This is a genomic window from Corynebacterium tuberculostearicum (genome assembly GCF_046097465.1).
Classification (GTDB): Bacteria; Actinomycetota; Actinomycetes; order Mycobacteriales; family Mycobacteriaceae; genus Corynebacterium; species Corynebacterium tuberculostearicum_I.
The window spans coordinates 587119-603820 of sequence record NZ_CP175799.1 but is presented as its reverse complement, the minus strand read 5'-3'; the positions used below and the strand labels follow the sequence as shown (position 1 = coordinate 603820).

Genomic DNA, 16702 nt, shown 5'->3' with positions numbered 1-16702 from the left:
CTGGTTTAATTCTAGGCGGTTAGGGCTTCAAGGGTCTGATTTCGATATTGCATCGGGGTTAGACCCTTGAGTCGTTGTTGGATGCGTTCGGTGTTGTACCACCGGATGTACTCGTCGATTGCCTGGTTGAACTCTGCGACGGTGTCGAAGGCTTCTCCGTGGTACATCTCGGTTTTCAGGTGGCCGAAGAAGTTCTCCATGACCGCGTTGTCGTAGCAGTTGCCTTTGCGTGACATCGATTGGACTCCCTGGTGCTGGCTAATCAGGGTGCGCCATGATGAGTGCTTGTATTGGAATCCTTGATCGGTGTGGATCATCCAGCCCGGCTCTGGAGCACACGCTTTGATCGCCTGCGCCAACGAAGCCGAGGTAAACGCCGTAGACGGCGATGTGGCCACTGTGTGGGCGACGATTGAGCGGTCGAACAGGTCCATCACCGGTGAGAGATACACCTTGCGGCCAGCGACTTTGAACTCGGTGACGTCGCTGACGAAGACAGTGTTGAGCCTATCGGGGGTGAAGTTGCGCTCGAGTGTGTTCTCAGCGATGTAGCTGATTGTGCCAGTGTAGGAGATGTAGGGCCTGCGCTGGCGGATCTTGGCTTTCAAGCCCATGGCGCGCATGAGCTTGTAGACAAGTTTGTGGTTGACCACCCAGCCCTGGTTACGCAGGTCGAGCAGTACCCGCCGGTAGCCGTAGCGGTGTTTGTTGCGCTGAAAACTGTCCCGGATCGCTTGTTTGAGCTCGGCATGTTTATCCGGTGCGGTGAGTCGTTTTTGGTGGTAGAAGAATGTCGAGCGTGCCATGCCGGCCGCATCCAGGAGGTAGTCCAAGCGGTGGTGTGACTTGAGGATGACGATTGCCTGGGCTTTCAGGCGTGTCCCTGGTTCCTCAAGTCTCGCAATTTTTTTAAGTAGGCGTTTTCCGCTTCCAGCCGCTCAACCTGGCGGCGAAGCTTTTCCTCTTCCGTGAGGCGTTTCGGCGCAGCCGATCCTTTGGGCCTGCCCTTCGGCTTCGGGCGCAGAGCCTCGTCGCCGCCTCTGCGCCACTTAGCCACCCAGTCCTTGACGAGGTGGTCGGATGAAAGATTGAACTCTCGGGCAAGATCCATCATCGACTCACCCGCAAGATGACGTTCTACAACTTCCTTCTTCGCCTCGAAGGAGTAGTGCTGCTTGTTTGGTTTCTCCACGAGACATAGTCTGCCACGCAGTTGGAAACGGCGATAAAGTCTACGCGTTGCGTCTCTCGAGACACCGACAACACGAGCAGCGGCTCGGCAACCCATTCCCTGCTCGAAAAGCTCCACTAACTGCTCACGCTGAACTTCACTCAGCGAACTACGTGCTCTCAAAGAAAATGCTCCCCACTAGTTGTTGGCAACTGATTTCTCAGTCCAACTAATGGGGAGCAGTTCATTGCTTCGCTGCGGGGCGGCTTTGGTGTGTCTGCATGCTTAGAAGCTGTCGAGCCAGGCGGCGTGCACGCGGGCGTCGCCGTTTTCTTCTGGGTGGAAGCTCAGCGCCGTCACGCGGCCCTGGCGCACGCCGACCACCGCGTCGCCGTCCGCGCCCGGCACCGTCGCGATGACCTCAACACCCTCGCCCACGCGGGTGACCAGCGGGGCACGAATGAAACTCGCCTCAATGTCGAGCGTTTCCTCGCCCGCCGTCACAGGAACCGTGCGCTCTTCGGAAAAGCGCTGGTTGCCAAAGGCATTGCGGCGCACGGTCACGTCCACTAGCTCCAGGGTTTGCTGCCCCGGCGCGGGGTTATCGAGCTCGCGGGCGCAGTAGATGAGTCCCGCGCAGGTCGCGAGCACCGGCAGGCCCGCAGCCGCGGCGTCGTGAAGCGGCTCGGCCAGCCCGAAGCTGCGCGCCAGCTTGTCGATGACACTCGACTCGCCGCCCGGAATCACCAGCCCGTCGAGCCCGTCCACGTCGCGCGGCACCCGCACGCGGCGCGTAGCCACACCGAGCCCGTCCAAAATGCGCAGGTGCTCCTCGACGCCGCCTTGCAGCGCCAGCACCCCGACGGTGGCTACCATCCGCGCTCAGCCAGGCGGTGCGGTGCAGGCACGTCGTTGACGTTAATACCCACCATGGCCTCGCCCAGGCCGCGGGAAAGCTTGGCGAGCTCAGCGGGGTCGTCGTACAGCGTGGCAGCCTTCACGATGGCCTCCGCGCGCGCCGCCGGGTTGCCGGACTTGAAGATGCCGGATCCGACAAAGACGCCTTCGGCACCCATCTGGCGGACAAGGGCGGCGTCGGCAGGCGTGGCCACGCCACCGGCAACGAAGAGCACAACCGGAAGCTTGCCGGTCTCCGCCACCTCTGCGACCAGGTCGTACGGTGCCTGGAGCTCCTTGGCCGCAACGTAGAGCTCGTCTCGGTCCAGGTGGCGCAGTCGGGCAATCTCGGCCTTAATGGTGCGCAGGTGCTTCACGGCCTCGGAGACGTCGCCGGTGCCGGCCTCGCCCTTGGAGCGAATCATGGCCGCGCCCTCGGTGATGCGGCGCAGCGCCTCGCCCAGGTTGGTCGCACCACACACGAACGGCACGTCGAAATCCCACTTATTGATGTGGTTGACGTAATCGGCCGGGCTGAGCACCTCGGACTCGTCGATAAAGTCCACGCCCAGCTCGCCCAGGATCTGCGCCTCTACAAAGTGGCCGATGCGGGCCTTAGCCATGACCGGGATGTCCACGGCCTCGACGATGCCCTCGATAAGCTCTGGGTCAGACATGCGGGCCACGCCGCCCTGCGCGCGGATATCGGCCGGCACGCGCTCCAGCGCCATCACGGCCGACGCGCCCGCGTCCTCCGCAATGCGCGCCTGCTCCGGGGTCACGACGTCCATGATGACGCCGCCCTTCAACATATCGGCTAGTCCTCGCTTCACGCGCGTGGTAGCGCGTCCTTGTTCATTTACCTGTTCAGTCATAGGTGCCATAGTGACCCACACAAGTGGTACAAGACAAGAGCCATTTTCAGCGTGTTGGATTAGACCACTTATGATGGGCCCGTGCCCCTTCGCCTCGATCCCTCTGATGCACGGCCGCTGCCCGTGCAAATCGCCGCAGCCCTACGCGCCCAGGTCGCCGCCGGCGTCCTCCTGCCCGGCGAGCGCGTTCCTTCGACCCGCCACTTGGCTTCGCAGCTCGGCATTTCCCGAGGCAGCGTGGTCACCGCCTACGACCAACTCACAGCCGAGGGCTACCTCACCGCCGAGGTTGGTTCCGGCACCGTCATCAACCCGCTGCTTCCCCATGCGCGTGCCCCACGGCCGGAGCCGGCCCCCGCACCCGCCGCCGAGCCCGAGCTGGTGTCACTGACCCCCGGCCTTCCCGACACCGCCGGCATCCTCACCCCTGAATGGAGGGCCGCGTGGCGTGCAGCGGCCGTCGACCCCTCCGGCAATCTGCCCCACGAGGTCGCAGCACACCTGCGCCACATGCGCGGGCTCACCGTGGACCCGGCCTGCGTGCTAATCACGGCCGGCGCCCGCGACGGCCTCTCCGTACTCCTGCGCGCCCTCGGCCGACAGCTGCGCGTGGGCGTGGAATCCCCCGGTTACCCCAGCCTGCGCCGCGTGCCCCACGCCCTCGGCCACACGTTGGTGGAAATCCCCACCGGCCCCGAAGGCGTCACCGTCCCCACGGCCAATCTCGACGCCCTCATCGTCACCCCCAGCCACCAATATCCCTACGGCGGCTCGCTGCCCGCAGCCCGGCGCGCCGAACTCGTCGAATGGGCCCGCGCACACGACGCCCTGCTTATCGAGGATGACTTCGACTCCGAACTGCGCTACGTCGGCCAGCCGCTGCCCGCCCTGGCCGCACTCGCCCCGGAACACACCGTGCTGCTGGGTACCTTCTCCTCGGTCATCTCCCCCTCGATTGCCTGCGGCTACCTCGTCGTTCCACCGCGCCTGCGCCCGGCCGTGGACCACGTGCGCGAGGTCTTCGGCCAACCCGTCGGTTCCATTCCCCAGGCCGCGCTCGCCCACTACCTTTCAAGCGGCGCTTTACGACGCCACACCGGCCGCATGCGCCGCACCTACAAACGCCGCCGCAACCTCGTAGCCGAAACGCTCGGCACCATCGATGGCGCGCAACTCCTCCCCATCCACGGTGGCCTTCACGCGGTATTGCTGTGCGACCCAGCCGTGGTCCCCCGCGCCGCCGCCCGCGGCATTAAGCTCACCCCGCTGCGCGATTATTGGGGCGGCGCCGACGCCGAAGACGGGGTCGTCCTCGGCTTCGGCCACCTCAGCGACTCCGAGCTGCGCACGAGCCTCACCGCGGTCGCGGCCGCATTACTCGAGTGATACCGTAGCCCCAAAGACCATAAACGAAAGGTGATAAATGTCCCTCGGCCCGCTTGAATTTCTACTCATACTCATTCCGTTCCTCATCCTCGCCGGAATCATCGCCATCGTGGTCAAGCTCGTGCGCAATAGCAACGAAACTCGTGCAAACACCCGCCGCATTGCCAATCAGCTCGAGGAACAAAATCACCACCCGTAGAAACTCTTAGCCACGAGGCCACGTGCGCTGCCGCGAAAGCCCCGCCGTGCGCCTTCCGACGCCCACATAAAACTCGAGACTGACCGCTTAGTCTATTTTTATTCTCGCCCCTGCCAGCGGGTTTCACTAAACCCGTTCGCAAGACATACCGCTTGGTCTAGTCTTGCCAAGCATGACGACGAAATACGATAACTCCAATTCCGACTGGTCCTTCGCTACCCGCTCCCTCCACGCCGGCCAGAACCTGGACGGCTCCACCAACGCACGCAACGTGCCGATTTACCAGACCACCTCCTACGTCTTTAACGACGCCGAGCACGCGGCCAACCGCTTCAATCTTTCCGACGCCGGCCCCATCTACACCCGCCTGACCAACCCCACCCAGGACGCGCTGGAAGAGCGCCTCGCCGCCCTCGAGGGCGGCGTCGCGGCCGTTGCCTTCGCTTCGGGCCAGGCTGCCGAAACCGCGGCGATTTTGAACCTCGCCTCGGCCGGCGACCACATCGTGACTTCCCCGCGCCTCTACGGCGGCACCTCAACGCTCTTTACTGTCACTCTCAAGCGCCTAGGCATCGACGTCACCCTCGTCGAGAACCCGGATGACCCGCAGTCCTGGCAGGACGCCGTCCAGCCGAATACCAAAGCCTTCTACGGCGAGACCTTCGGCAACCCCGTGGCCGATGTCCTCGATATCCCGGCCATCGCCGAGGTCGCCCACAACAACCAGGTCCCGCTCATCGTAGATAACACCATCGCCACCGCCGCCCTCGCCCGGCCGCTGGACCTCGGCGCGGACATCGTCGTGGTTTCCACCACCAAGTTCTACACCGGCAATGGCTCGGCCATCGGCGGCGCGATTATCGACGGCGGCTCCTTCGATTGGACCGTCACCCGCAACGGCGAGCCCGTCTTCCCCTACTTCGTCACCCCGGATGAGGCCTACCACGGCCTGAAGTACGCCGATCTCGGCGCCCCAGCCTTCGCGCTCAAGGCCCGCGCCGGCCTGCTACGCGATACCGGCGCCGCCATCTCCCCCTTCAACGCCTGGCTGACGCTGAATGGAATTGAGACGGTGGGACTGCGCGTCGAAAAGCACAATGCCAACGCCCAGGCCGTTGCCGAGTACCTGGAAGGCCACGCCAAGGTCACCAAGGTCAACTACGCCGGCTTGGACTCCTCGCCGTATAAGGCCACCAAGGAAAAGCTCGGCTACGCCTATACCGGCTCCGTGCTCTCCTTCGACATCGACGGCAGCCGCGAGGAAGCCTGGGCGTTTATCGACGCCCTCAAGCTCCACTCCAACCTCGCCAATATCGGCGATACCCGCTCCCTGGCCGTGCACCCAGCAACCACCACGCACTCCCAGTCCGACGAGCCTGCGCTGGCAGCGGCCGGCATTACTCAATCCACCATCCGTCTGTCCGTGGGCATCGAGCACATCGATGACATCATCGCGGACCTCGAGCTGGGCTTTAACGCGCTGGCATGAAGCTAGTTAGCATCGGCGACTTCCACACCGAAGCCGGCGCCACGCTTGCCGACGCCCACATTGCCTACCACCGCTTCGGCCACCTCCTCGGCGATCCCCACGGCCGCAATAACGTCATTGTGGTTGAACACGCCCTAACCGGTGATTCGAATGTGGCCGAGTGGTGGGCCGATCTAGTCGGCCCTGGCAAGGCGCTAGATACGACGAAGTGGTGCGTTATCGCCACCAACGCACTGGGCGGCTGCGCCGGCTCCACCGGCCCTGCCTCCCCGCACCCAATCGACGGCCGCGCCTGGGGCTCGCGCTTCCCTGCGCTGTCCGTGCGTGACCTCGTCTCGGCCGAGCGTACCGCGCTCCGCGAGCTCGGCATCACCCACGTCCACGCCATCATCGGCGGCTCGATGGGAGGCGCGCGCACGCTGGAGTGGACGCTGATGCACCCCGAGGCCGTTGATGCGGCTTGCGTCATTGCCGTATCGGCCCGCGCCTCTGCCTGGCAGATTGGCATCCAGTCGGCGCAAATCGCGGCCATTGAGCAGGATTCCTTCTGGCATGGCGGCGACTACTACGCCTCCGCGCAGCGCCCGCGCGAGGGGCTGGCGGCCGCACGTCGCATTGCACACCTGACGTATCGCGGCGAGCAGGAAATCGACGAGCGCTTCGGTGTCCAGGCCCAGACCGGCGAGAACCCACTCGGGCCCTACCGCCGCCGCAATGAGCGCTTTGCCGTCAACTCCTACCTGGACTATCAGGGCATCAAGCTGGCCGATCGCTTTGACGCCGGCTCCTACGTCACCCTCACCGAGGCGCTCAACCGCCACGATATCGGCCGCGGCCGCGGCGGCCTTAACCGCGCGCTGGGCTCATCCGAGATACCGACCATGGTCGTCGGCGTGGACACGGACATCTTGTACCCGTACCACCAGCAGGAACACATCTCGCGCAACCTCGGCAACCTGCTGGCGATGGCGAAGATTGTCTCCCCTGTAGGCCACGACGCTTTTCTTACCGAGTCACGCCAGATGGATCGCATCCTGCGCAATTTCCTCACGCTTTCCCAACCGGACCCGGGCATCGATTCTGCGGCGGGCGATCCCACCGAGTACTCGATTTAAAGGCTCGCTGCATCCGCGATCGCCGAAGCCGCGCAGCGCGCACTAACTATAAGCGGTGCGGCACGCTGCGCTGGTCCTATGGCCAGTCGTGGCGAGCAGAGGCGGGACGGGGCTCAGCAGTCTTCGGGCGGTGTGGCCCAGGGCGGGCGCCAGACGATACCTTCACCGGGGCGGCGCTCGAGCCGGCCGCGGCGCGGCGGCGCATTGGGGTCATCATCATTGACCCCGTTGTGATACTTGCAGGCCATGGTGAGATTCTCGGGATTCGTGTCCCCACCGAGCAACCACGGGGTGAGGTGGTGGACCTGGCATTCATCCGCCGGCGTATGGCAGTCGGGCCACGGACACACAGGGTTTTCCGCCATCGCCATCTGGCGTTGCTTCCATGTAGCCCGGCGCCGCGATTGATAGAGGTTTACGGGGCCGGTGACAGGGTGGATGAGGGTGATAAGGCCGACGTCGGCAAGCGCACGGCGGGCAAGGTCCGCACCGGAGATTTGCGCGCCATTGGTTAGCTGCAAGGTGACGTCCTCGCCGTGGATGACCTTGACCATCTCATTGAGGGTGAGCACCACATTGGTGGTGATTGTGGAAGCGGCGGCGCCCTGGGAAAAGACGCGGCGGGCATCGGCGACGGTGGAGACATGGTTATTAATCTCTGCCACCAGTTCGGACTCGGCGGTAATGGTCAGCGTCCACAGGTCGTCGCGGCGGCGGGTTAGGCGCACGCCCTCAGAGCGCTTGGTGGTGCGCTCCTCGCGCACAAGGCGGCGGGCGCGCCTTTCAATCTCGCTGGTAGCAACGCGCAGAGCGCAGAGTTCCTCGCGCAGCGCCCAGGCCGCGCGCTGGGTTTTCATCTTCTGTGCGTAGTGCTCGATGATTTTTAGCGCGTCGAGCGGCAGCGTAGTGCGGCGGGCGGTACGCTGCTTGGCGCGAAAGGAGGTGCGGCCGAAGTAGGTATCGGCAAGGCGGGCGAACTCGGCGGCTTCGCGGTCGCTAAAGCCCTTATCGACGAGCTCTTCTACCGACAGCCCAGCACACTCCTCGATGAGCACCATCGGGGAGTTCACGGCTGTCAGGTAGGTCGAAATCATGGCCCTGAGCCTAAGTGGGCCGCGCAACCCGGCGCGCGGTGGCGGGCGCTGGCCTGTGGATAACCGCCGGAACTACACCTTTTAGGGCCGAGATGGGTGATGATTCTACAAAAAGCCTGTGGACAACTAGCTGCCGAGCGAGTCCACGGAGAAAGCCAGAAAGGCCATCGTGGCGCCGAGCAGGCCGGTAAAGCAGGCATCGAAGCGGCGCGAGCGCACTGCCAGCACGCCGACGCGACTGGAATCACACGTCAGGCGGACCACGGTGAGCCACAGCAGGGCGAGGCCGAGGAGGAACGTGGCCCGGCGCCAGTACTCGAAGACGGCGTAGCCGCCGGAGACCACCACGCCGGCCACGAAGATGCCGATGGCCGCCCACTGCGCGGCGGGAGGCAGCGGGGAGGGCGCGAGACCGGCATCGTGCGGGTTGTCTAGATTCACGCCAACTTTTCCGCGCGCTCGACGATATTGCGCACCAAGAAGGCACGGGTCAGCGGGCCGACGCCGCCCGGGTTCGGCGAGACGAATCCGGCCTTGTCCCAGCAGTCTGGGTGGATGTCGCCGGTGAGCTTGCCGTCGACGCGGGAGACTCCGACGTCGAGAAGCGCGGCGCCTTCCTTAATCATGTCCGCAGTGAGCATGTGGGGCTGGCCGGCGGCGGCGATGACGATATCGGCCTCGCGGGTCTCGGCGGCCAGGTCCTTGGTGCCGGTGTGGCAGAGGGTGACGGTGGAGTTCTCGCTGCGGCGGGTAAGCATCAGGCCGATGGGACGGCCCACGGTCACGCCGCGGCCGATGACCACGGTCTTGGCGCCGTCAAGCTCAACGCCGAAACGGCGCAGCAGGTGCAGGCAGCCGTTCGGGGTACAAGGCAGGGGCGCGTCCTCGTTGAGCACGAGCTTGCCCAGGTTGACCGGGTGCAGGCCGTCGGCATCCTTTTCGGGGTCGATGCGCTCGAGGATGGCGTTTTCATCCAAGTGCTTGGGCAGCGGGAGCTGGACGATGTAGCCGGTGCAGGCGTCATCGGCATTGAGCTCATCGATGACGGCCTCAAGTTCTTCCTGTGTGATATCGGCCGGCAGGTCCTTGCGGATGGAGTTGATGCCGAGCTTTTCGCAGTCGCGGTGCTTCATCTTCACATAGGACTGGGAGCCGGGGTCTTCGCCGACCAAGACGGTGGCGAGGCCGGGCGTAATCCCCTTGTCCTTCAGTGCGGCCACGCGCTGGGCGAGGTCGGCGAAAATCTCGTCGCGGTACAGTGTGCCATCTAGTTTGGTAGCGCTCATAGCCACCATCCTAGACTGAAGGCATGAGCCAGCTGCACATTGTCTTTGATAACCCGGTCATTCCTACTAATACGGGCAACGCCATCCGCACGGCCGCGGTAACAGGCGCGAGCCTGCACCTGATTGAGCCGCTGGGCTTTAATTTCGACGATAAACACTTAAAGCGCGCCGGACTGGATTATCACGATCTGGCCGATGTGCAGATTCACAAGGATTTTCAGGCCTGCATGGACGCGCTGCCGGGGGCGCGCGTCTTCGCGTTTACCACGCATACGGATAAGTGGTTTACGGATATCGAATACCAGGAGGGCGATGTCTTGCTCTTCGGCACGGAGCCGACTGGCCTGCCGGAGGAGCATATTAACCATCCGCGCGTGACGGACCGCGTGCGCATTCCGATGGTGCCGGCCAGGCGCTCGATGAACCTGTCGAATTCGGCGTCGACGGCCGTATTCGAAGCGTGGCGCCAGCTGGGATTTAACGGGGCGGTTTAAAATCCGGCAGTTGGCGGGAGCGTAGCTGGGTAAGGAGTGCGGTGGCGTCGGCAAGCGTGAGGTTGCGCGCATCCATGCGCACCGGGCCTTGGACTAGGTCGAGGCCGACGGTGGCTAGGCCGAGCGCCTGGGAAATCGGCCCGCGGCGATAGGTCAGCTCCTGGATATGGGAGGTGTGGATGGCCTTGACGCGGCGGTTGAGCCGGCCGTTGCGCACTATGACGTAGTCGCCGGTGAGCGCGACGGTTTGTTGGCGGTAGTCCAGCGGGGAGACCCACTTGGCGCGGGCTGGCGAGGCGTAGGTGGGTGCGGCGTCGGCCGGCAGGAATTGCCGGGCTTGCGCGAGGGTGCCCACCGGAAGGATGCGAGTGGAGCCAGAAGCCTTGCCGCTTGCCGACGCCCCATACCCCGCCACCGAAACCCTCACCTCGTACCAGCCCAAGGGCCGCCAGAGGAAGGGCTGGGTAATTTGTACGGCGTGGATGCGGTCGAGGCGGATGCTTTGGCGGCGGCGATCGGCCAGGCCGTAGGTGATGTTGAGTACCTCGCCGTCGGTGCGGGCGGTGTAGCGCCAGGAAGAATCGAGCACGTTCCATGCGTTGGGTATCGCGCCGACGAGGATGGGCAGCGCGGTCGACAGCGGTAGCCGGGTGACCACGACGACGATGAGGAAGCCGACGAGGAAAAGCGTGGAGGCGCGCAGCGCGGCTGCCATAAGGGAGCGCGCGATGGGGATTTCGGGCACGAGGGCTGGTTCTTCGGCTGGTTCGGCGGGTGTGTGGGCGCTGGTTGCGTCGGCGGCGGTTGCGTCGATGTCAATGTCCGCGGCCGGTGCGGGTGCGCCGTGAACGCGGGCGAGGATGTCCTCGCGCAGGGCTTCGGCGTCGGCCTTTTTGAGGTACGCGATTTCGATGACGGATGATTGGCCGCCGGCGGTTTCCACGCGCACGGCCGCTAGCCGGAAGAGGCGTGCGATGACGGGTTCGACGACGTCGACGGCCTGGGTGCGGTCATAGCGCGCGGTGCGCAGTTGGGTGGAAAAGAGTCCGCGGCGCAGGGAGAGCTCGTCCCCGCCGAGCTGGTAGCCCATGCGGCGCCACCATAGGCCGGAGGCGAGCCACACGACCGCGCAGACCGCAACGAACCCGGCGAGCGCAAGGGCGGTATCGCGCAGGGCCTCGCCGCGGTGCTCGCCGGTGATGAAGGCGAAGATATCGCGCAGGGCTTCCAGGTTGACGTTGAGGGCGAAGGCCGCGATGAGGGCCAGGATCACTGACCATAGGCGCAGCAGTGGGGTAAGACGGTGGACGCGGCGGAAGCTTGGTTGGGTGCTGGACTGGTCGTTCATAGGCCGCTCATCCGTTCGCGGGCTTGGTGGGCAAGGCGGGTGCGGAGGGCGTCGGCAAGCGGGGCTTCCAGGCCCTTAATGGTGGCGTCCGTGCTGGCTGAGGCCGTGTGGAGCTGCAGCTTTTTCAGCCCGAGGGCGCGGTCGATGGGCCCGGAGGTCACGTCGACGAATTGGATGCGGCCGTAGGGCACGACGGTGAAGGAATGCCAGAGCTTGCCGCGAGTGATAAGTAGCTCATCGTCGGTTTCGAGCCAGCCCATGTTGCGCACTTGGGCGGGGATGAGCCAAAGCAGCCAGAAGAAAAAGGCGACGAAAAGCCCGGCCGCCCAGTAGAACCACGGGGTCCACCAGAAACCTGCCGCACCGGCGGCCGCGGCGAGGACAATCATCCAGCTCAGGTGGTGAATATAGCGCGAGGTCACCAGGCGTGGCGAGACGGGATTCATTTCTTCGCTCATAGTTATTGACAGTATCAATCGGGCCATACCCTTGCGTCACTTATCGTTAATCGATATTATCGAATTACGACAACATCGAGAGTCGATAAACAATCGGCGGAAAGGATTGTCATGACCACCCCACAACCCACCTCCAAGGCCGAGCGCCGCGAAATTAACACAGCGGCCGGCATCTGCCTCCTTACCATCGTCATCCTCGGCCCTACCTACCTGCGTGAGCTTGCCACCGGACGCTTTTCCACCGCACTGAGCGCAGCCATCCCAGAAGGCCTAAGCAAACACAACCTCGACGGCGGACCATTCTGGATGCTCACCGCAGCGCTCGTCGTTAAGATTGCGGCTATTTTGATCATCGCGTTCTTTACCTACCGTCTGGTCAAGCCCATGCTTCGCGGGCAGGTCTTCACTACGAAAAATATTCGCTTCCTCAATGGAATAGCCATCGGGATTCTCGTCTGGTTTATCGGACGCTTCCCGCTCGAAGGTATGGGCAACAACTGGGCCTCTTCACAGCTAGGGATCGACTGGTGGTCCAGCCAGAGCGGAACGTCATTTGGCGAGCTCGCGCTGCTTTACCTCTTTGCCTGCGCCCTACAACTCTTCTCAGCCGCCATCAAGCGCGGCTGCAAGCTAGAAGAGGAGGTCGAAGGACTTGTCTGAGCCACAAGGACCCCAGGTAGTCTGCCACCTCGACCGAATAATGGAAGAGCGCGGCATCACCGGTGCAGCCCTGGCCAAAGAGGTAGGCATCACCCCAGTTAACCTCTCCGTCCTGAAGAATAATCGTGCCAAAGCCGTACGCTTTAGCACCCTCGCAGCACTGTGTGCGGCGCTGGACTGCCAGCCGGGAGACATCTTCGGCGTCGAATAACAACCCTTGCCAGGGTGTTGGGTTTATGCAATACTTTGACTTATGTCCCCAAAGAAGAAGCCCTCCGCACCCATCTATAACCGGGTACGCGTGCTACGCGCCGAGCGGGACATGTCGCGCGCGCAGCTGGCTAAGGCCATCGATGTTAACCCCCAGACCGTCGGAGCCCTTGAGCGCGGGGACCACTCCCCCAGCCTGGACCTAGCCTTCCGCGTCTGCGAGGTCTTTGATCTTCCGGTGGAGGCCATCTTTTCCCGCCAGGAATTTTCCCCCATGTCCACTGAAATCTACAGGAAGAATTCCTAATGGCTAACACGATTCCCGCCTCCGTTTCTCGCCGCAAGCGCCTTGTCCTGGCCGGCGATATTTTTCTCGGCCTGGCCATCGTGGCGGCGGCCCTGCACTTCTTCGCGCTTGGCTTGTCTAATCTGCTGTGGCCGATAGCTGGCATTGCGGCGACCATGTGCACCACGTGGCTGCGCCAGTCCATTCGGCACCTCGACGTTCCTACTACGGAGATGGATGAGTACGAGCTGCGCCTGCATACCGACGCCCGCGACAAAGGCCTGAAAACCGCATTGGCCACGGCCATAGTGCTCTTCCTCGTCGCCGTCACCACCGCATTCGGCCTGCGCTTTCTCGGGGCGGAGCAGGTTGCAGTGGAGGAGGCGACCTCGGGGGCTAGTATCGCCATCTTCTTTGCCAAGCTCATCTACACCCAACTGCTGTGGATTCCATTTGCGGTAGCCAAAGAATTGGCCAATAAACTCAACGCAGACGAGCTGCGCAGCGGAGGCAACTAGCGGAAATCGCGGGAGCCGCGGGAGAGGAATTCGCCTAAGTCCAGCGGCTCGAGCTTATCCGCGACCACGCTGACCGCCCCGGTGGCATTTTGCACGATGCCTCGAATAATCATTGCGCGGGCGGTGCGGGCCAGAACTTTATGCCGCGACCACAATCCGGGTGAAACCATCACGTTCATCAGGCCGGTTTCATCCTCGACGCCCAAAAAGGTCAGGCCGGACGCAGTGCGCGGGCGCTGGCGGTGAGTAATGATGCCGGCGATGCGCACGCGGGTGCCATCGGGGATATGGGGGAGCTGGGAGGCAGGGAGGACGTCGGCAAGCGAGGCACGCACCAGCTCCATCGGCTGCTGGTTATGGGTCACGCCGGTGGCGGCGACGTCGGTAGCCATAAGCTCGAAGGCGGACATGCCGGGCAGGTGCGGCGAGGCCAGGGCGGACGTACCGGGCAGCATGCCCTCACGCTCGGTGGCGGCGACGCCAGCCTGCCACAGCGCTTGGCGGCGATCCAGCCCCAGACACTCCAGCGCCCCGGCCGTAGCCAGCGCCTCCACCTGCTCCACGCTGAGATCCGCCCGGCGCGAAAGATCGGACACGCTAGTAAAAGGCGCGGCCGCCTCCACGCGCTCGGCGGCGGACTCCCCTAGCCCCTTGATGAGGTTAAGGCCCAAGCGAATCTCGGCCGAGCCCGTCGCGCGGGCCTGGGCGCCGGAGTCATTAATGCTTACCGGCAGCACCCGCACGCCGTGGCGCCGGGCGTCTTGGATGAGCGACTGCGGGGAGTAGAAACCCATCGGCTGCGCGCGCAGCAACCCCACGCAGAATTCCGCCGGGTAGTGGTACTTAAACCACGCGGAAAAATACACCAGCGAGGCAAAGGACTGCGAGTGGGATTCCGGGAAGCCATAGGCGGCGAAGGCCACGATTTTTGCCCAAAGCTTATCCGCTACCTCACCCTCAATACCGTTGGTCTCGCGCAGGCCGGCAAAGAAGCGGCTGCGCAGCGCGGCCATCTTTTCCGGGGAGCGCTTCGAGCCCATGGCGCGGCGCAGGTCATCGGCCTCGGCGCCGGAAAAACCGGCGGCGTCGACAGCGATCTGCATCAACTGCTCCTGAAAAAGCGGGATGCCCAGCGTCTTGCCCAGGGATTTTTCCAGCACCGGATGGTCATAGGTCACCTCCTCAAGGCCGTCGCGACGGCGCAGGTAGGGGTGCACGGACCCGCCCTGGATAGGGCCGGGGCGAATGAGCGCGACCTCGACCACCAAGTCAAAGAAGCGGCGCGGCTTCAGACGCGGCAGCGTGGCTAGCTGCGCACGGGATTCCACCTGGAAGACGCCCACCGCATCGGCGCGGCAGAGCATGTCATAGACCTCCGGCTCGGCAAGGTCGAGCTCCCACAGGTGCACCTCGCGGCCGGTGGTGGCGCGCACGGCATCGATCATGTGGTGCAGCGCCTCCAGCATGCCCAAGCCCAAGAGATCGAATTTCACCAGGCCGGCGGCCGCGCAATCGTCCTTATCCCATTGCAATACGGAACGATTGTCCATGCGCGCCCATTCCATAGGAACGACGTCCGCAATGGGGCGGTCACACAGCACCATGCCGCCGGAGTGGATGCCCAGGTGGCGGGGCTGGCCGAGGAATTGCTCGGCTAAAGAGGAGACGTCGGCAGGCGGCTCGGAGGTACCTTTCGACCACGCATCGGCCGAGCCCTGCGGGTAGCCCAACGCGCGGGCGGCATCGCGCGTAGCTCCCTTGCGGCGATAGGTAATGACATTGGCCACCTGCGCGGCGCGATCGCGGCCGTGGGTGCGGTAGACATACTGGATGACTTCCTCGCGGCGGCCGGACTCGATGTCGATATCAATATCGGGCGGGCCATCACGGTCCGGGGAGAGAAAGCGCTCGAAAAGCAGCTGCGCGGAGATGGGCTCCGCATTGGTAATGCCCAGCGCGAAGCACACCGCAGAGTTGGCGGCCGAGCCACGCCCCTGGCACAGAATATTCTCGCGCCGGCAAAAGTCCACCAGGTCGCACACGATCAGGAAGTAGCCGGGGAAGCCCAGCTGCTTGATGACGCCCAGTTCATGCCGAATCTGCTTCCTTGCCGCCTGCCTGATCTCGGCCGGGCGCGAGGCATAGCGGTCCTTGGCGCGGCGCCAGACCTCGTGCTCCAGCCAGCTCATTTCGGTGTACCCCTCCGGCACCGGAAAATGCGGCAGGTTGGGCGCAAGGGCGTCCCAGGTAAAGGAGCACTCGCGGGCGAGCGCCACGGTTTCGGCGATGAGCTCCGGCCGATCCGGCAAGAGTTGCGCCATCTGCTCGCCGGATCGCAGCCAGCCAGCCCCCATGGGGTGGGCGTGCGGCGCGGCGGCCGCAAGGGATTCGCGCCGGGCTAGGGCACGCTTGGCGGCGGCGAGCCGAGCTTGGTCGCGGGTCGCGGCCGCGGGCCGTGCGGTTGCGATGGCCCGCAGGTTATTGTATTTATCGAGGAAACGGTGCTGATCCGCATCCTCGGGGGACATGCTGCACGAATATTCGAGAACTATGCTGTCTATTTTTATTCTTTCGAGCAGGTTATCGATTTCCGCTAGCGCCTCCGGCCCCACCAGAAAGAAGCACTCCCCTTCCAGTTCGCGTGCCACCTCATCTAACGGCGGATAAGCTACGCGATCCTTCTCCCCAGCCTCCATTCGGGCGCGCGCGATGAGGCGCGACAGGCGGCGATAGCCCTCCGGAGTGCGCGCCAGCACGGTCACCGGGGCCTCCGCAAGCGATAGCTCCGCACCATATACGGCGGGAAGTCCTGCTTTAGCTGCGGCTTCAGCAAATTTCATCAGGCCATAAAAGCCATCGCAGTCTACAATGGCCAGCCCCTCAAGGCCCAGCTCTACAGCTCGGGCCACCAGTTCCTCCGGCTCGGCGGCGCCGTCAAGAAAGCTATAGGAACTTACCGCGTGCAACTCCGCGAAGGGGACGGCGGAGTGACCACGCCGAGCAGAATCCGCTGGCCCATGAAGGTGATTAACCGGCACGGGCGCAGTAGATTCGCGACCAGAGAGAATGCGCTCCACCCGCGACCACGACAGTGCTTTTCCGCCATTAAATTCCACTCCAGACAGCGTAATATCGAATCATTGTTCTATACAAGCCGGTGGGGCGTGATGTTCACAATAGACAAAGCGGTTCGCTGATTGCTAAGTTGCTAAACAA

17 protein-coding genes and 1 pseudogene are annotated in these 16702 nt (G+C 63.8%); 9 read left to right on the top strand and 9 right to left on the bottom strand.

Annotated features, from left to right (window positions below; translation table 11 throughout):
* Positions 1-11: 11 nt before the first annotated feature.
* The 3 genes and pseudogenes from ACKFRX_RS02945 to pdxS all read right to left on the bottom strand — a co-directional run bounded on the left by ACKFRX_RS02945 (position 12) and on the right by pdxS (position 2943).
* Positions 12-1272, bottom strand: a pseudogene (locus ACKFRX_RS02945) (IS3 family transposase).
* A 184-nt stretch (positions 1273-1456) separates the two neighbouring features.
* A complete protein-coding gene (pdxT, locus tag ACKFRX_RS02940; RefSeq protein WP_408928085.1) occupies positions 1457-2047 on the bottom strand; it encodes a pyridoxal 5'-phosphate synthase glutaminase subunit PdxT in 591 nt (196 codons plus the stop codon).
* A complete protein-coding gene (gene pdxS / locus ACKFRX_RS02935) occupies positions 2041-2943 on the bottom strand; it encodes a pyridoxal 5'-phosphate synthase lyase subunit PdxS (RefSeq protein ID WP_040424867.1) in 903 nt (300 codons plus the stop codon). Before pdxS ends, pdxT begins: the two co-directional genes overlap by 7 nt.
* Positions 2944-3024: 81 nt before the next feature.
* Between pdxS and ACKFRX_RS02930 the strand changes: the two genes are divergently transcribed.
* The 4 genes from ACKFRX_RS02930 to ACKFRX_RS02915 all read left to right on the top strand — a co-directional run bounded on the left by ACKFRX_RS02930 (position 3025) and on the right by ACKFRX_RS02915 (position 7132).
* Positions 3025-4329 carry a PLP-dependent aminotransferase family protein gene (locus ACKFRX_RS02930; protein WP_408928084.1) on the top strand — a complete coding sequence of 435 codons (1305 nt, stop codon included), beginning with the start codon at positions 3025-3027 and terminating at the stop codon, positions 4327-4329.
* Between the two features lie 37 nt (positions 4330-4366).
* On the top strand, positions 4367-4528 hold the full coding sequence (locus ACKFRX_RS02925; RefSeq protein ID WP_179387425.1) for a hypothetical protein: 162 nt from the start codon (positions 4367-4369) through the stop codon (positions 4526-4528).
* A gap of 172 nt (positions 4529-4700) precedes the next feature.
* Positions 4701-6017 carry an O-acetylhomoserine/O-acetylserine sulfhydrylase gene (locus tag ACKFRX_RS02920; RefSeq protein ID WP_408928083.1) on the top strand — a complete coding sequence of 439 codons (1317 nt, stop codon included), beginning with the start codon at positions 4701-4703 and terminating at the stop codon, positions 6015-6017.
* Entirely contained in the window at positions 6014-7132 is a 1119-nt protein-coding gene (locus ACKFRX_RS02915; RefSeq protein WP_408928082.1) for a homoserine O-acetyltransferase, read from the top strand. Before ACKFRX_RS02920 ends, ACKFRX_RS02915 begins: the two co-directional genes overlap by 4 nt.
* A gap of 113 nt (positions 7133-7245) precedes the next feature.
* Here the strand turns inward: ACKFRX_RS02915 and ACKFRX_RS02910 are convergent, their stop codons facing one another.
* From ACKFRX_RS02910 to ACKFRX_RS02900, 3 genes are all read right to left on the bottom strand, one after another.
* Positions 7246-8226, bottom strand: coding sequence for an HNH endonuclease signature motif containing protein (locus tag ACKFRX_RS02910; RefSeq protein WP_408928081.1), 981 nt, complete (start codon positions 8224-8226; stop codon positions 7246-7248).
* 126 nt (positions 8227-8352) lie between these two features.
* Positions 8353-8667 carry a DUF3017 domain-containing protein gene (locus ACKFRX_RS02905; protein ID WP_408928080.1) on the bottom strand — a complete coding sequence of 105 codons (315 nt, stop codon included), beginning with the start codon at positions 8665-8667 and terminating at the stop codon, positions 8353-8355.
* Positions 8664-9512: a bifunctional methylenetetrahydrofolate dehydrogenase/methenyltetrahydrofolate cyclohydrolase gene (locus tag ACKFRX_RS02900; RefSeq protein ID WP_150850691.1), complete on the bottom strand. Its 849-nt coding sequence runs from the start codon at positions 9510-9512 to the stop codon at positions 8664-8666. Before ACKFRX_RS02900 ends, ACKFRX_RS02905 begins: the two co-directional genes overlap by 4 nt.
* Positions 9513-9535: 23 nt before the next feature.
* Between ACKFRX_RS02900 and ACKFRX_RS02895 the strand changes: the two genes are divergently transcribed.
* Complete coding sequence (locus tag ACKFRX_RS02895) at positions 9536-10006, top strand: tRNA (cytidine(34)-2'-O)-methyltransferase (protein ID WP_005322648.1); 471 nt, start codon at positions 9536-9538, stop codon at positions 10004-10006.
* Here the strand turns inward: ACKFRX_RS02895 and ACKFRX_RS02890 are convergent.
* Together ACKFRX_RS02890 and ACKFRX_RS02885 are read right to left on the bottom strand one after the other, a co-directional pair.
* The gene (locus tag ACKFRX_RS02890; RefSeq protein ID WP_408928079.1) at positions 9990-11354 is read right to left on the bottom strand and encodes a PH domain-containing protein; all 1365 of its coding nucleotides are present in this window, start codon (positions 11352-11354) and stop codon (positions 9990-9992) included. The two genes, ACKFRX_RS02895 and ACKFRX_RS02890, sit on opposite strands and share 17 nt — an antisense overlap.
* Entirely contained in the window at positions 11351-11812 is a 462-nt protein-coding gene (locus tag ACKFRX_RS02885) for a PH domain-containing protein (protein WP_408928078.1), read from the bottom strand. The genes ACKFRX_RS02890 and ACKFRX_RS02885 overlap by 4 nt, the downstream gene beginning before the upstream one ends.
* 111 nt (positions 11813-11923) lie before the next feature.
* Between ACKFRX_RS02885 and ACKFRX_RS02880 the strand changes: the two genes are divergently transcribed.
* The 4 genes from ACKFRX_RS02880 to ACKFRX_RS02865 are packed head-to-tail and all read left to right on the top strand — an operon-like array spanning position 11924 to position 13486.
* A complete protein-coding gene (locus ACKFRX_RS02880; protein ID WP_005322654.1) occupies positions 11924-12472 on the top strand; it encodes a hypothetical protein in 549 nt (182 codons plus the stop codon).
* Complete coding sequence (locus tag ACKFRX_RS02875; protein WP_040424873.1) at positions 12465-12683, top strand: helix-turn-helix transcriptional regulator; 219 nt, start codon at positions 12465-12467, stop codon at positions 12681-12683. The genes ACKFRX_RS02880 and ACKFRX_RS02875 overlap by 8 nt, the downstream gene beginning before the upstream one ends.
* A 42-nt stretch (positions 12684-12725) precedes the next feature.
* Entirely contained in the window at positions 12726-12989 is a 264-nt protein-coding gene (locus tag ACKFRX_RS02870) for a helix-turn-helix transcriptional regulator (protein ID WP_408928077.1), read from the top strand.
* A complete protein-coding gene (locus ACKFRX_RS02865; protein WP_408928076.1) occupies positions 12989-13486 on the top strand; it encodes a hypothetical protein in 498 nt (165 codons plus the stop codon). The genes ACKFRX_RS02870 and ACKFRX_RS02865 overlap by 1 nt, the downstream gene beginning before the upstream one ends.
* Here ACKFRX_RS02865 and ACKFRX_RS02860 read toward each other — a convergent pair.
* Positions 13483-16602, bottom strand: a complete 3120-nt coding sequence (locus ACKFRX_RS02860) for an error-prone DNA polymerase (protein WP_408928075.1) — start codon at positions 16600-16602, stop codon at positions 13483-13485. The two genes, ACKFRX_RS02865 and ACKFRX_RS02860, sit on opposite strands and share 4 nt — an antisense overlap.
* Positions 16603-16702 lie beyond the last annotated feature (100 nt).